The following is a 15,710-nucleotide window of genomic DNA, read 5'->3' as shown; positions in this document are numbered from 1 at the left end:
ATGAAATAAAATACAAAAATGAGAATAAACAATATTGAAAAAATAGTTACAGTTATAGTTACGTTGTTTATAGCACTATCTTGTATAAATAGAGTAGAAAAAAATTTTACTGAAAAAGACATACATATTATTCCTAAACCTGCAGAGTTAATGCTAGAAAAGGGATCATTTGAGTTTACGAGAGAAACTCATTTTGTGGTAAGTAATGATTCTCAAAAAGAATTGGCAAACATATTGGTCAACAAGTTTAAAAACGCAGTGGGATGGGATCTTAAATTTTTAGAAAAAACAACTTCAAATAATTTTATAGCTTTTCATACCAATGATAATTTAATTGAAGACGCTTATGAATTAGAAGTAACTAAAAATAGTGTCACTATAACGGCAGGCTCAAATTCAGGATTTATATATGGATTAGAGACAATTTCTCAATTACTTCCACCTTCAATTGAAAGTAAAGAATTGGTTTCTGAGGTAGATTGGGTAATTCCAACCGTTCAAATAAAAGATGCACCTCGTTTTAAATATAGAGGATTAATGTTAGATATATCTCGTCATTTTTTTAATAAAGAATATATTAAGAAAACCATTGACGGACTAGCTATGCATAAAATGAATGTACTGCATTTGCATTTAGTAGATGATCAGGGTTGGAGAATAGAAATTAAAAAGTATCCAAAATTAACTGAAGTAGGAGCATGGCGAGTAGATCAGGAAGATAAGCATTGGATTGATAGACGAACAGTCAGTCCAGAAGAAAAAGGTACGTATGGCGGTTTTTTAACCCAAGACGAATTGAAAGAAATAGTAAAATATGCACAGTCGAAAAATGTAGAAATAATTCCAGAGATTGAAATGCCTGCCCACGTAACTTGCGCCATTGCTGCTTATCCATTTTTATCTTGTTTTGAAAAACCAGTTGGAGTTCCATCAGGAAGTGTTTGGCCAATTACTGATATTTATTGTGCTGGAAAAGAAACAACTTTTGAGTTTTTAGAAAATGTTTTAGCGGAAGTAATTGATATTTTTCCATCGAAATATATTCATATTGGAGGTGATGAGGCAACAAAAACGAATTGGAAAACCTGCCCTCATTGTCAAAAAAGAATGAAAAATGAAGGTTTAACAGAAGTAGAGGAATTACAAAGTTATTTTGTAAAAAGAATAGAAAAGTTTATCAACTTAAATGGAAAAAAACTAATTGGCTGGGATGAAATTTTAGAAGGTGGTTTAGCGCCCGAAGCAACAGTTATGAGTTGGCGAGGAGTAAAAGGGGGATTAGAAGCTGCAGCTCAAGGTCATGATGTAATTATGACACCAGGCACACATTGCTATTTTGATCATTATCAAGGACCTCAAGAGGAAGAACCTTTAGCAATTGGAGGCTTTACACCATTAAGTAAAGTATATCAATTTGACCCTGTTGTAGAATCAATGACTTCAGAAGAAGCTGCGCACGTGTTAGGTGGTCAAGCAAATTTATGGTCAGAATATATCCCAACAGAATCCCATTCTGAATATATGATTTTTCCTCGTTTAGCAGCACTTTCAGAAACTTTATGGAGTCCAAAATCACTAAGAAATTGGGATGATTTTACAAATAGAATTCATACTATGTTTGAACGTTATACCTACCAAGGAAGAAATTATGCAAAAAGTTCTTTTTTAGTAACTGCGAATACCACGGTAGATTTGAATAATAAAAAATTGAGTTTAACACTACAAAATGAATTCCCTTTAAGTGATGTCCGTTATATTCTAAATAATGGTAATTTAAATAAGAATGCGATTAGATATACCGTTCCTCTTGAAATAAATGAATCAACTATTGTAAAAGCTTCATTATTTGAAAATGATAAGCCAGTTGGAAATGTTTTTGAGGATACGATAATTTTCCATAAAGCATTAGCGCATCCTGTAAAATATATTAATTCTTATCATGAAAAATATATTGGTGCAGGTGCCTATGGATTGGTGAATGCATTGCGCGGGACTAAAAACTTTAGAGATGGTCAATGGCAAGGTTGGTTAAATAATGATATGGAAGTTGTTATTGATTTAGAAAAAAAAGAGTTGATACATCAAGTAACGGTTGGCGCTTTGGATCATCAGAGGCCAGATATTTATTTACCAACAAGTATTGAGGTGTTAGTTTCAAATGATGGCGTTAATTTTACTCAAGTAAAAAAAATTAACATCCCTTTTGCTAAAAGCGATCAATTGAAATTGCAAAATTTTAACATTAAATTTGATGAACTTGAAACACAGTTTGTAAAAGTAATAGCGACTTGTTTAAAAGAAACCCCAAAAGGTGGTGGAGCTTGGTTATTTATTGATGAAATTTTAGTTGAATAAGTCTAGTCGAAAGTAATAAATGCCGCTAATTTGTTAGTTTGATTGTCAAATTTTATTTAAAACAAACAGGTAAAATTTCACCTTTTACGAGACAGTATTTCTCAACCATTTTAGCACTAATATTTTTGGAATAGTCGATTTCATTAACTGTAAAACCAACGTTTCTTAAACGATTAAAATAATCTCTACCATAAATTCTAACGTGGTCATATTGACCAAAATGTTCAGCTCGCCGTTTGGGTGAAGTTATTGTAAAATCTTCATATGTTTTTTCTCTATCCAATTCTTGAGGAATTTGGAAAATTCCCATTCCGCCAGGTTTTAAAACTCTATATAATTCACTCATTGCTTTTTTGTCATCTTCAATATGTTCTAAAACGTGATTACAAAAAATAATATCATACCTATTGTTTTCAAATGGAAGATTACAAATATCGGCTTTAACATCTGCAATAGGAGAGTACAAATCAGCAGTGGTGTAGTCTAAATTTTCTTGCTTTCTGAATAACTTTAAAAAACATTGTTCAGGTGCAATATGAAGCACTTTTTTGGGTGTTTCAAAAAAATCAGTTTCATTTTTTAAATACAACCAAAGTAATCTGTGGCGTTCCAATGAAAGTGTACTTGGAGACAATGCATTAGAACGTTGTGAACCATAACCGTATGGTAAAAAACTTCTAAAACTTTTACCATCTATTGGATCTGTATAGGTATTTCCTTTTAAAATGATAGCTATTAATGGGCGCACCCAATAACTCACTTTAATAAGCAGGGGTCTAGGAATAGTGTTTAGTATAAATTTAAATATTTTTTTCAAAAACTCGAATTTAATAATCAAATTTTAAATCTTCTCTTGCCGGACAAAATGTATCAGTTAATTTACAAGCTGTTAAAGCTTTGCCACTGTGTTTTACGTTAGATGGTATTTGAACAATCATGCCAGGCTTTAAAATCATAGTTTTATTATCTATTGTCATTTCAAGTTCACCTTCAATTAGTTGTGTGGTTTGTTCGTGTATGTGAGCGTGTTCTGGTAGAAGGGCTCCTTTTTCGATTTCCCAAAACGCAATTGTTGAACTATTCGTATGAAAAAACCTACCGTGAAATCCTTTCATCACTTCTTTTTGCTCAATTTTTGAAATTTCTTTTAGCATGGTTATTTTAAAATTATTGTCTAAACTCATCTTCTTCATTGCTTTCAATTCCTAAAGCATCATAGATATATTTAAATGTTGAAAGTAATTCTGGTTTCCCATTAACTATTGCAACATCATGCTCAAAATGAGCACTTGGCTTTCCATCTTTTGTTAAAATAGTCCAACCATCATTTAATTGATTAATTTGGTGAGTTCCTAAATTTACCATGGGCTCAATAGCAACAACCATTCCTTCAATAAATTTTTTACCTCTTCCACGTCTTCCATAATTAGGCATTTCAGGATCTTCGTGCATAACGCTTCCTAATCCATGTCCAACTAATTCCCTAACAATACCATACCCATGTTTTTCGCAATAATTTTGAATAGCATATCCAACATCACCAACTCTATTTCCAGTTTTGAATTCTCTGATTCCAGCGTATAAACTTTCTTTTGTTATTTGAAGTAATTTTTTGGTTTCCTCAGCTACATTTCCAACTTCAAATGTGTATGCGTGATCACCATAAAAACCATTTTTTAAAGCACCACAATCTATAGAAATAATATCCCCATCTTCTAATGGTTTCTCATTAGGAATACCATGAACTACTTGAGCATTAGGACTCATACACAAAGTGTTTGGAAAATCATATAAGCCTAAAAATCCTGGAATTGCACCTTGTTCTCTTATAAAATCTTCAGCTAATTTATCTAAATATAAAGTACTAACTCCTGGTTTCACTTCTTTTGCAAGCATCCCTAAAGTTTTTGATACAATTAATGCGCTTTCTCTCATTAATTCTATTTCCTCACGAGTTTTAATTTTAATCATCCAAGCTTAATTTTTGTTTTGCAAAGGTACTTTAAATTAAATAATTTCAAAGCTCCTATTCTTACTTCATATATAGTTTATTGTCATTTTTAAAAGATGACTTTTAGCAGTGTTTTTAGTTGGAATGATTCGTAATTTTGTAAAATAATTATAATTATTAGTATGTATAAAGCAGTAACGGCAGAAGATGCTGTAAAAGTAATAAAATCAGGTGATAGAGTATATGTTCATATGGGAGCGGCCGTTCCACAAGAGTTATTGAATGCAATGACCCTAAGACATGAAGAGTTAAGAAATGTAGAGGTTTGTCATTTACATATAGAGGGTGAAGCGCCTTATTCTGATCCAATTTATAAGGATAGTTTTCATGTAAATTCACTATTTATTGGTCACAATGTGCGCCATACCCTAAAAGCTGGAAATGGCTCATATACACCAGTTTTTTTAAGTGAAGTTCCATTATTATTTAAAAGAAACATTTTACCCGTTGATGTAGCTTTGCTGCAGGTTTCTAGACCAGACAGACATGGCTATTGTTCTTTAGGTGTCTCTGTTGGAGCTATGCTATCGGCTATCGAAAATGCTAAACATGTGATAGCACTAATCAATGAACAAATGCCAAGAGTGCACGGTGAAGGAATAATTCACATCTCTGAATTAGATACTTTTGTTGAGGTAAACAGGCCTTTACCTGAGTTTCTATATCATGAACCAAACGAAGTGGAATGTAAAATAGGAGATCATATAGCGGAGCTTATTGATGATAAAAGTACGCTTCAAATGGGAATTGGCTCAATACCAAATGCCGTTTTATCTAGACTTTCAAACCATAAAAACCTTGGTTTACATACAGAAATGTTTTCTGATGGTGTTATTGATTTAATTCTGAAAGATGTTATTAATAGTAATTTTAAAGGTGTAAATTCAGGACGAGCGTTGGCTACTTTTTTAATGGGGTCTAAACGTTTGTACGATTATGTAGATGACAACCCATTTATAGAAATGCGCTCTTGTGATTATGTAAATGACGTGGCTGTGATTCGAAAAAACCCAAAAATGGTGTCTATAAATTCAGCAATTCAAGTAGATTTAACAGGGCAAGTTTGCGCTGATTCTATTGGGACTAGATTGTTCTCAGGTGTTGGTGGTCAAATGGATTTTATAAGAGGAGCTTCTTTAAGTGAAGGAGGAAAGGCAATTATTGCTATGCCATCATTAACAGCCAAAGGTATTAGTAGAATAACTTCATTTTTATATCCTGGTGCAGGAGTGGTTACCACTAGAGCTCATGTTCACTATGTTGTGACGGAATATGGTGTTGCCCATTTATATGGAAAAACAATAGAACAACGCATGGAAGCATTGATTGAAATAGCACATCCAGATCATAGAGAGCGTATTGAAAAGGAATATTTTGATGCTCCGAAATAAAGGAACAATACAATAATAAAAACCGATATTTAAAATTTTAAATATCGGTTTTTTATAATCATATATTATTTGAAGTTAATCTTCATACGAATGTTTGTATGGCTCACCACTCACAATTTTTAAAATATCAGCTTCAACGCTTTCTCTTGGATATTCAACAAAACGACCAACCTCTTTTCCATTTTTATAGAAAATAAAAGTAGGTACTCTTTGAATATCAAAGCCTTCTTGCAAATTATCTGGAGTTACTTTACTTCTGTTAACAGTAACTAATTCTAAATTTTCATAATCAAAATCAGCTTTATCTAATATTTTGTAAAAAACAGGAGTTTGTTCTTTACTATCACCACACCAAGTTCCCATAAAAGCCTTAATAGTTACTTTTTTTAATAGTGGTTTTAGTTTTTGAATGGTTACTTCATCTGCAGTATATTCCTCGTAATTTGGAGTAAACCAATTAGAATAAGGTTCCTGAAGAAAATTGTCTTTATTGGCAATACCAACTAGATTTCCAGATTGATCTTTTGTAGCTGTTGCTTCTTTTTTTTGGGCTGTACAGCTAATAGTTGTTATTAAAATAATACTTAAAAATAGTTGTTTCATACGATTAAAATTAAATTTGAATAAAACTACAAAATTAAATTAAAGAATGCTGTGTCATAGCAGCAGGTTTTTCAATACCCATTAATTTTAAAATTGTAGGTGCAACATCTCCTAAAATTCCATCTTTAATAGCAGTTAGTTCCTTATCAACTAAAATAAGTGGAACAGGATTGGTAGTGTGGGCTGTATGAGGAGTACCGTCTGGGTTGATCATAGTTTCACAATTACCGTGATCTGCAATTATAATAGTTGTATAGTCATTTTTCACAGCTGAATTTACAACATCTTTTACACAAGTATCTACAGCCTCACAAGCTTTAATTGCTGCCTCCATGACTCCAGTGTGCCCAACCATATCTCCATTTGCAAAATTTAAGCATACAAAGTCAACCTCTTTCTTATCTAATTCAGGAATAATTGCATCTCTAATTTCAAATGCACTCATTTCAGGTTTTAAATCATAGGTTGCAACTTTTGGTGATGGACATAACAATCTTTTCTCTCCTTCAAATTCTTGTTCTCTTCCACCCGAAAAGAAAAATGTTACGTGTGGATATTTTTCAGTTTCTGCAATTCTAATTTGTTTTTTACCGGCTTTTTCTAAAACTTCACCAAGTGTTTCCTCTAAATTATCTGAATTATAAATTACATTGATATTTTTAAAAGTTTCATCGTAATTCGTCATCGTTGTATAATGAAGAGGCAACGCTTTCATATCAAATTCAGGAAAATCTTTTTGTGAAAGAACTTCAGTCAATTCACGACCTCTATCGGTTCTATAATTAAAGAAAATAATTACATCATCAGCTTTAATTTGCGCTTTCGGCATACCACTTTCATTTGTCATAATGATGGGTTTAATAAACTCATCAGTTACATTATTCGCATAGCTTTCTTCAATACTTTCAGTAGCACTCATAGATTTAGCACCTGTTGAATGAACCAAAGCATCATATGCAATTTTAACTCGTTCCCAACGCTTATCTCTATCCATTGCATAATAACGACCGGTAATTGTTGCTAACTCACCAGTAGTTTTAGCCATATGTTCTTGAACTGCATTGATAAAGTATTTTCCCGATTTTGGATCGCAATCTCTACCATCAGTAAATGCATGTAAATACACATTTTCTGAATTATTTTCGGCTGCAACATCTAAAAGTCCTTTTAAATGATCAATGTGTGAATGAATACCACCATCAGAAACTAAGCCTAATAAATGGATATTCTTTTTATTTTCTTTGGCATATGAAAGGGCATCGAGTAACACTTTTTCTTTTCCTAAAGTTTTATTTTCAACAGCCATATTAATACGAACTAAGTTTTGGTAAACAATTCTACCAGCTCCTAAATTCATATGGCCAACTTCGCTGTTCCCCATTTGACCCACCGGCAAACCAACATGTTCACCATCAGTTCGTAAGCTTGCATTAGCATATTTATGATATAAGCTATCTATATAAGATGTGTTTGCATTGAAAACTGCAGAAACTTTAGGATCTTGAGTAATACCCCAACCATCTAATATCATTAAAATTACTTTCTTGTTCATTCTAAATTCTATTTATTTTTAGGTTGCAAATATACGAAGTATTCAGTGTAAGAGCTTTATAAAGAGGTCTTAAATTCGTGTGAAAATTACTAAAACGATTGAGGTATGATTATTTTTAACGCTAGGTTATAGTAAACCTCTAAGAAATTTCAGATTAAAAATTGATTAGAGGTTTTTTTTAGGATATCAATTGTATTAGAAACTATTAGTATTATTTAGTCCAAGAAGTGAACATCCAGTTTCTCTTTTCTAGTTTTTGCATAAAATCAGTTAATATTTGTTCAGTTACATTATCACCATTTTCTAACGCCGCATTAACAACATTTAACATTTTGTCGTGCAAAATATCATAATCTTTAAGCAACTGAGTGACCATATCAATTGGTGTCATTTTATCTGCTTTAGCTTCTTTAATTTCAGAAACAGATAAAATATCTTTCATTGTCATTGAAGGTTTAATTCCGAAAACTCGAATCCTTTCGGCTAGAATATCTATATTTTCTTGAACTGCATTGTATTCGTCTTCAAACTCTTTATGCAGTTCAAAAAATTCGGGACCATCAACATTCCAATGAAAATTTCTTAATTTGTGATAATGTACAATGTAATTGGCTATTAATTCATTTAAATGAACTACAATTTCTGCTGTTTCTAAATAGGTGAATCCTAATTTTCTATATGATTTTTTTTGTAATGTATTTGTATTTTTTGTAAGTGTTTCCATAATCTATTGTGTTTAATAATGAATGCTATTTATATCACCTGGATAAGATGGTATAAAAGCGAAAATATTTTTTGAATTAATTTAAAAAGTTGGAGTAAAATATATTTAGACTTTATTAAAGTCTAAATAACATAAATTTTGAAGTGATTTTCTTTGAGTTTCATATATACTATAAGATATAGATATAAATGAAAAAGTCAAATTTTTAACATGTTTTAACATGTGAAGAGAGTTACAGGTAATTAACTTTATAAGATAAAAATATTATTTTTTATACTTATCTATGGCTTCCTTAATTTTTTCAATTCTATTTTCGGGATCCGGATGCGTACTCATTCTTTCAGGAGTTCTATTTGGTCCAGCTGCAGCTTTTAAAATTTCCATAACCCCAATTAATTCTTCTGGATTGTAACCTGCATCTATCATAAATTTAACTCCTAATTCATCACTTTCCAATTCGTCATCTCTACCGTAACTCATATTTAACATATTTGCAATAGCAGCTGCTCCGTCTGCGGTAGTTGGATCAAATCCAACAGCAACACCACTCAAAAGACCTTGTGTTAAACCTTGTTTTGCCATTCGTTCTGCAGAATGTCTTCCAACAACATGTCCAATTTCGTGACCCAACACACCTGCTAATTGATCTTCATTTTCTAATTTTGAAAATAATGCATAGGTTATAAAAATTTGGCCACCAGGAAGAGCAAAAGCATTAATAGTTTGGGCATCTTTTAATAAATGAAAATCGTAATTATAGTTCGTTTTTTTAGCAATAGTATTATTTACAAGTTTTCTACCAACCTGATCTACGAATTTCTGGTAATTCTGGTCAGGGTATAAACCACCGTGCTGCTGTGCCATTTGAGGAGCACTTTGCAATCCTATAGCAACCTCTTCTTGAGGTGTTAACGAAATATGTTGAGTTTTACCAGTAAATTCATTGACTTCACTTTTGGAATAATACTGAAATAGTGTAAATAAAATGATCGCTGCTCCAACGAGTAATTTAACTTTTGAATTTCCTCTTCTCATTTTTAAAAAATATATTGTTGTAAATATACAAAGTTATATTTTTGTAGTAATTTCACTCAGTTTTAAACATATAAACTAACATACTACTATCTTATCAATGAAAAAAGTAATAAAATTTAATAGTGTTACAAAACGTTTGCCTAAGCACTTGCATCAATTTATAGTGAAGCAACCTTATGAAGAATATACGGCACAAAATCAAGCAGTATGGCGCTATGTAATGCGAATGAATATTGATTATTTAGGCAAATTTGCTCATAAATCATATATAAAAGGTTTAGACAAATCGGGTATTTCTGAAGATTTTATTCCAAAAATGGAAGGAATGAACCGTATTTTAAAGGATATTGGATGGGCAGCAGTATCAGTTGATGGATTTATTCCACCGAACGCATTTATGGAATTTCAGGCTTATAATGTTTTAGTTATTGCTTCAGACATTAGAACCATAGAGCATATTGAATACACTCCTGCGCCCGATATTATTCATGAGGCTGCAGGTCATGCTCCCATAATTGCAAATCCAGAATATGCCGAGTACTTGAGAAGGTTTGGCGAAATTGGCAGTAAGGCTATTTCTTCAGCAAAGGATTTTGAAATGTATGAAGCAATTCGGTTGCTTTCTATTTTAAAAGAAGATCCTAATTCTACAGATGATGAAATTAATAGTGCACATTTGAAAGTAGAAGAATTACAAAATAATATGGGTGAACTCTCAGAGATGGCACAGATACGAAATTTACATTGGTGGACCGTTGAGTATGGACTTATTGGAAGCTTAGAAGATCCTAAAATTTATGGTGCGGGGTTACTTTCTTCTATTGGTGAAAGTAAATTTTGTTTAACGAATTCAGTAAAAAAAGTTCCATATACTATTGATGCTGCAACTCAAAATTTTGACATTACAAAACCTCAGCCACAGCTGTTTGTAACTCCTAATTTTGCACATTTAAGTTTCGTTTTGGAAGAGTTTGCGAATAAAATGGCGATTAGAAAAGGAGGTTTAAAAGGTGTTAAAAAGTTAATTGATTCAAAAAATTTAGGTACTATAGAATTAAGTACAGGATTGCAAATTTCAGGAATTTTTTCAAATGTTATTTCCTATGAAAATAATAAACCGGTTTATATTCAAACTACAGGAGAAACTGCCTTAGCGATACGAGATAAAGAATTAATTGGCCATGGAGTTAATCATCATAAAGAAGGTTTTGGAAGTCCAATTGGAAAACTGAAAGGTATCAATTTGTCTATAGAAGACATGTCTCCTAAGGATTTAGAAGTATACGGAATCTATGAAGGTAAAAAAACAATATTACTTTTTGAAGGTGATATCAAAGTTGAAGGTGAAGTAATTACTGGAATTAGGGATTTACAAGGTAAAATTGTGTTGATTTCTTTTAAGAATTGTACCGTGACTCATAACAACACTATATTGTTTCAACCAGAGTGGGGAATTTATGATATGGCAGTTGGTAAAGAAATAATTTCAGCCTTCGCAGGGCCAGCTTCTGTTATATCTTTTAAAACTAAAGTAGAAGTATCAAAAAATAAAACTCATAAAATTACCTATTCAAAAGAAGAAATTAGGCTTCATGAGTTGTATGAACAAGTTGCTGTTTTAAGGAAAAGCAAAACGATAGAAAAAGAAAAACTATACTTAATTTTAGCAGAATTGAAAGACAACTACCCGAATGATTGGTTATTACCTCTTGAAATGTATGAGCAAGTTATTAATTCCAATTCTGAAATTGAAAATCAGCTATTAGAATATTTAACTAATTTAAAGCAACAAATAAAGTATTGTCAATTAATTGAAAATGGTTTAACTTTATTAGCTAATTGAAATAGTAATTGGTGTTACTTTTTGTTTTGAATTAAAAAGTTATATTTGCGCCAAAATTAAAAATTAAAAAAATGAGTTTTTTTGGATTATTTGGAGGAGGAAGTGATAGTGGATCAATTGAAGAATTTTTAAAAGAAGGAGCAGTTGTTATCGATGTTAGAACACCTTTAGAATTTAGTGATGGGCACGTAAAAGGTTCTAAAAATATTGTTTTAAATAATATACCATCAGCAGTTGACGAAATCAAAGGTTTAAACAAAAAGGTTATTGCAGTGTGTAGAAGTGGAGCGAGAAGCGGTCAGGCAACTTCTTTTTTGAAGAAAAATGGAATTGACGTTATTAATGGAGGGCCTTGGCAAAATGTCGCAAAGTTTGTAAACTAATAATTTGATATTAGGTTTTAATTTTTAGTCTTTTTTCTAATTTTTTTATTGTTTTTACAATTAAAAAGGCAACTAATCCTACTAGAGCAATAATTAATATTGCTGCGTAAAATAGTATGGAAATATATTTATTTCTTCAAAATTAGTATTTTCATTTTTTGATAATTAAAGTTTAAATCAATATATCAATTTTTATATATTACTCGAAACTTTAACCACCTGTTAAAAATTAATTGTATAGTTATTTTTTAACGAGGTTATTTTTTGTTCTAAATCAAGTAAAAATTTCTGATGTTGTTGAGATTTAGGGTTAAAAGGTTTATGTGCTAATCCTTTTTGAATAGCACTAACTTCTTTCATCACTGAAACTGATTTTTCATCAATCCAAACTTCTAAAAAGTGTTTCCAAATATATTGAATAGCTGTTTCATTTGGATGAATCATATCTGGAGTGTAAAACCGGTAATCGCGCAAATCATCCATCATAATTTCATATGAAGGGAAATAATATAATTGGTTTCTTTTATCAACTATTTGATGAATGGCAGCTAATAAATATGCTTTACTTTGCGCATTTTGAACAAAACCATCTTTTAAATGTCGTACAGGGCTAACGGTAAAAATTATATTTACAAATGGATTTATATCTTTTATAAGCGTACACATATTTTCTAAAGAAGCGGTAATCTCATTCACAGAAAGTAACTCTTTTAAAAACTTTTTTTGAGGAACTTTATGGCAATTTCCAACTACATTATCAGATTCTATAAATCTATATACCCAAGCTGTTCCTAATGTAATAATTAAGTGCGTTGAGGTTATTATTTGTTGATGAGTTGATTTAATTTTATTATTTAAATTCCCTAGTAATTCATTTTTGTCACTTGAACTTACATCGGAATGAGCATCAAAACAATGCCAACGCTCGTTTAACTGAAAAATATCTTTTTCAGTATATATTTTTTCATTTACTGCATTGGTTAGTAAATTTTCAATGGCAATTGGATTGAATAAAATCCCAAAAGGGTTACTAAAAGCATTGAACTTAAAGTAGCTTAATTTGTGGTAAATATTTTCTGAAAAGCAAGAGCCAATCAGCAGTAATTTAGAACTATAATCTATTTGATTACGTTCTTTTTGAAGTTGAATGTTGATTCTAAAATTCATTTACAAATGCACATTTTGAAAATCCGTCACCTTAATCTTACTAAGGGCCTCATTAAAAAAATACTGAAAACTATTCAATATATTTTTTACTTTCTGATAAGGCTTCTTCAATTCCTTCAGGGTTTCTTCCACCTGCAGTTGCAAAATAAGGCTGTCCACCTCCACCACCTTGAATTAACTTTCCAAGTTCTCGAACAACTTTACCTGCATTTAATTCTTTTTCTTCAACTAAATTTTTTGCTATGTAGCATGTTAAAAAAGCTTTTCCGTTAGATTCTGAGCCAACTAATAAAAACAGGTTGTCTATTTGATTTCCTAGATCAAAAGCTAAATCTTTAATGCTATTTTGATCTAAATCTAATTTTTTAGCTAAGTAATTAACACCATTTATATTTTCAACTTCTTGTACTAAATCTCCTTTTAAATTTTTAGCTTTATCTTTTAGTAATGCCTCAATTTGTTTTTTTAGTGAACTATTTTCTTCTTGTAGATCTAAAATTGCTTTTTGAGGGTTTTTAGGATTTTTTAATAGTTCTTTTATTTCTGAATACACCTTGTTGTTTTCAAAATAAAAATCTTTAGTTGCATCGTTTGTAATAGCTTCAATACGTCTAATTCCAGCCGCAATTGCACTTTCAGATGTTATTTTAAAATGCCAAATATCACTTGTGTTTGGCACATGAATTCCTCCACATAATTCTATAGAACTTCCAAATTGAATCGCACGAACAGTGTCTCCATATTTTTCACCAAATAATGCCATTGCACCTTTTTGTATGGCAGTTTCCATAGGGATGTTTCTAAATTCTTCCAATGGAATTTTATTATTAATACGTGCATTTACAAAATCTTCAACTTGTTGTAATTCATCATTTGTAAGTTTTGCAAAATGTGAAAAATCAAAGCGTAAATTTTTTGAATGAACTGAGGATCCTTTTTGCTCTACATGTGTTCCTAAAATTTCGCGTAATGCTTGGTGTAATAAGTGTGTTGCAGTGTGGTTGCATGCAGTTCTGTATCGTTGTTTTCCATCAACTACCACTTTAAAGATTTGGCTTGGGTCTTTTGGTAAACTTTTGGCAAAGTGAATAATTAAATTGTTTTCTCTTTTGGTATCAATAATATAAATTACATTTCCATTACTAACTTCAATATAACCTTTGTCACCTACTTGTCCTCCACCTTCAGCATAAAAGGGAGTCATATTAAATACTAGTTGATATAAATCCCCATCTTTTTTTGACGACACTTTTCTATATCGTGTAATTTTAACATTGGCCTCAAGCGTGTCGTACCCAATAAATTCTTCTTCATCGTCATCGTACAAAACAACCCAGTCGTCAGTTTCAACAACAGCTGCGGCTCTAGATCTATTCTTTTGTTTTTCTAATTCAGAATTGAAATCAGTTTCATTTAATGTCATTCCTTTCTCTGAAAGAATTAAAGCAGTTAAATCAACTGGAAATCCATAAGTGTCGTATAATTCAAATGCTTTTTTACCAGAAACTTCTTTTCCTTTTGTGTTTTTAATCACACCATCTAATAAAACTAAACCTTGATCCAAAGCACGTAAAAAAGAAATCTCCTCTTCTTTAATTACATTCGTAACTAATTGATTTTGAGATTTTAATTCAGGAAAATATTCTCCCATTTGCTTGGTTAATGTTGGAACTAATTTATATATAAAGGGCTCTTTTACATTTAAAAATGTGAACCCATAACGAATAGCTCTTCTTAAAATTCGTCTAATCACATAACCAGCACCAGTATTTGAAGGTAATTGTCCATCGGCAATTGCAAAAGCAACAGCTCTAACATGGTCAGAAATTACACGGATAGCAATATCAATTTCTTCAGTTTTACCATAATCGTTATTAGTTATTGCTTCTACTTCTCTAATTAGAGGAGTAAAAACATCTGTATCATAGTTTGACTGTACATTTTGTAAAACCATACATAAACGTTCAAAACCCATTCCTGTATCTACATGCTGTTGAGGTAATTTTTCTAGAGAACCATCAGCTTTACGGTTAAATTCCATAAATACTAAATTCCAAATTTCAACCACTTGAGGGTGATCCATATTCACCAAGCTTTTGCCAGATATTTTTGCCTTTTCTTCAGCTGATCTAATATCTACATGAATTTCAGAACAAGGTCCACAAGGTCCTTGAGCACCCATTTCCCAAAAGTTGTCTTTTTTATTACCGTTTATAATTCGATCTTCATCAATATATTTTTTCCAATAATCATAAGCTTCTTGGTCATATGCTAAGCCATCTTCATCAGCGCCTTCAAAAACGGTAACATATAGGCAATCTTTATCAATTTTTAATACGTCAACTAGAAATTCCCAAGCCCAAGCAATAGCTTCTTTTTTAAAGTAATCACCAAAGCTCCAGTTCCCTAACATTTCGAACATTGTATGGTGATAGGTATCTTTTCCTACCTCTTCTAAATCATTATGTTTTCCTGATACCCTCAAACATTTTTGCGTATCAGCCACTCGTTTATCAGTAGCATTTTTTTGACCTAAAAAGTATTCTTTAAATGGAACCATACCCGCATTTGTAAACATAAGTGTAGGGTCATTCTTTAACACCATTGGTGATGAAGGAACAATTGCGTGTTTTTTTGATTCAAAGA

The 15,710-nt window shown here is 31.3% G+C and carries 13 protein-coding genes; 4 read left to right on the top strand and 9 right to left on the bottom strand.

Translation table 11 applies throughout. The features are described 5' to 3' along the window. Nucleotides 1-18 precede the first annotated feature (18 nt). Nucleotides 19-2,355, top strand: coding sequence for a family 20 glycosylhydrolase (locus tag HKP59_RS03695; protein ID WP_291803545.1), 2,337 nt, complete (start codon nt 19-21; stop codon nt 2,353-2,355). A 52-nt stretch (nt 2,356-2,407) separates the two neighbouring features. Here HKP59_RS03695 and HKP59_RS03690 read toward each other — a convergent pair whose 3' ends face one another. The 3 genes from HKP59_RS03690 to map are packed head-to-tail and all read right to left on the bottom strand — an operon-like array spanning nt 2,408 to nt 4,326. After that, nucleotides 2,408-3,172: a class I SAM-dependent methyltransferase gene (locus HKP59_RS03690; RefSeq protein WP_291803543.1), complete on the bottom strand. Its 765-nt coding sequence runs from the start codon at nt 3,170-3,172 to the stop codon at nt 2,408-2,410. A gap of 10 nt (nt 3,173-3,182) precedes the next feature. Then, nucleotides 3,183-3,509 carry a cupin domain-containing protein gene (locus tag HKP59_RS03685; protein ID WP_291803542.1) on the bottom strand — a complete coding sequence of 109 codons (327 nt, stop codon included), beginning with the start codon at nt 3,507-3,509 and terminating at the stop codon, nt 3,183-3,185. A 13-nt stretch (nt 3,510-3,522) separates the two neighbouring features. Next, on the bottom strand, nt 3,523-4,326 hold the full coding sequence (gene map, locus HKP59_RS03680) for a type I methionyl aminopeptidase (protein ID WP_291803541.1): 804 nt from the start codon (nt 4,324-4,326) through the stop codon (nt 3,523-3,525). 162 nt (nt 4,327-4,488) lie between these two features. On the opposite strand from map, the gene HKP59_RS03675 reads away from it, so the two are divergent. Beyond that, nucleotides 4,489-5,757, top strand: a complete 1,269-nt coding sequence (locus tag HKP59_RS03675; RefSeq protein ID WP_291803540.1) for an acetyl-CoA hydrolase/transferase C-terminal domain-containing protein — start codon at nt 4,489-4,491, stop codon at nt 5,755-5,757. A gap of 75 nt (nt 5,758-5,832) precedes the next feature. Here the strand turns inward: HKP59_RS03675 and HKP59_RS03670 are convergent, their stop codons facing one another. The 4 genes from HKP59_RS03670 to HKP59_RS03655 all read right to left on the bottom strand — a co-directional run bounded on the left by HKP59_RS03670 (nt 5,833) and on the right by HKP59_RS03655 (nt 9,671). Then, nucleotides 5,833-6,360, bottom strand: coding sequence for a thioredoxin family protein (locus HKP59_RS03670; protein ID WP_291803539.1), 528 nt, complete (start codon nt 6,358-6,360; stop codon nt 5,833-5,835). A 34-nt stretch (nt 6,361-6,394) separates the two neighbouring features. Further along, complete coding sequence (gene gpmI / locus HKP59_RS03665) at nt 6,395-7,912, bottom strand: 2,3-bisphosphoglycerate-independent phosphoglycerate mutase (RefSeq protein ID WP_291803537.1); 1,518 nt, start codon at nt 7,910-7,912, stop codon at nt 6,395-6,397. 211 nt (nt 7,913-8,123) lie between these two features. Then, nucleotides 8,124-8,636 (bottom strand): DNA starvation/stationary phase protection protein, encoded by a 513-nt coding sequence (locus HKP59_RS03660; RefSeq protein ID WP_291803536.1) that lies wholly within the window; start codon nt 8,634-8,636, stop codon nt 8,124-8,126. 264 nt (nt 8,637-8,900) lie between these two features. After that, complete coding sequence (locus HKP59_RS03655; RefSeq protein WP_291803535.1) at nt 8,901-9,671, bottom strand: M48 family metalloprotease; 771 nt, start codon at nt 9,669-9,671, stop codon at nt 8,901-8,903. A gap of 97 nt (nt 9,672-9,768) precedes the next feature. On the opposite strand from HKP59_RS03655, the gene HKP59_RS03650 reads away from it, so the two are divergent. Both HKP59_RS03650 and HKP59_RS03645 read left to right on the top strand, forming a co-directional pair. Further along, nucleotides 9,769-11,514, top strand: a complete 1,746-nt coding sequence (locus HKP59_RS03650) for an aromatic amino acid hydroxylase (RefSeq protein WP_291803534.1) — start codon at nt 9,769-9,771, stop codon at nt 11,512-11,514. 71 nt (nt 11,515-11,585) lie between these two features. Further along, nucleotides 11,586-11,897 (top strand): rhodanese-like domain-containing protein, encoded by a 312-nt coding sequence (locus HKP59_RS03645; RefSeq protein ID WP_291803532.1) that lies wholly within the window; start codon nt 11,586-11,588, stop codon nt 11,895-11,897. A gap of 222 nt (nt 11,898-12,119) precedes the next feature. Here the strand turns inward: HKP59_RS03645 and HKP59_RS03640 are convergent, their stop codons facing one another. Both HKP59_RS03640 and alaS read right to left on the bottom strand, forming a co-directional pair. Next, the gene (locus HKP59_RS03640; RefSeq protein ID WP_291803530.1) at nt 12,120-13,064 is read right to left on the bottom strand and encodes a GSCFA domain-containing protein; all 945 of its coding nucleotides are present in this window, start codon (nt 13,062-13,064) and stop codon (nt 12,120-12,122) included. Nucleotides 13,065-13,134: 70 nt separating this feature from the next. Then, nucleotides 13,135-15,710 (bottom strand): alanine--tRNA ligase (gene alaS, locus HKP59_RS03635; RefSeq protein WP_291803528.1); only part of this gene is annotated, 2,576 nt, incomplete at its 5' end.

The organism is Lutibacter sp. (assembly GCF_013041805.1).
GTDB lineage: Bacteria > Bacteroidota > Bacteroidia > Flavobacteriales > Flavobacteriaceae > Lutibacter.
Note: the sequence above shows the minus strand (reverse complement) of the source record. Positions and strands in the feature narration are given on the sequence as shown.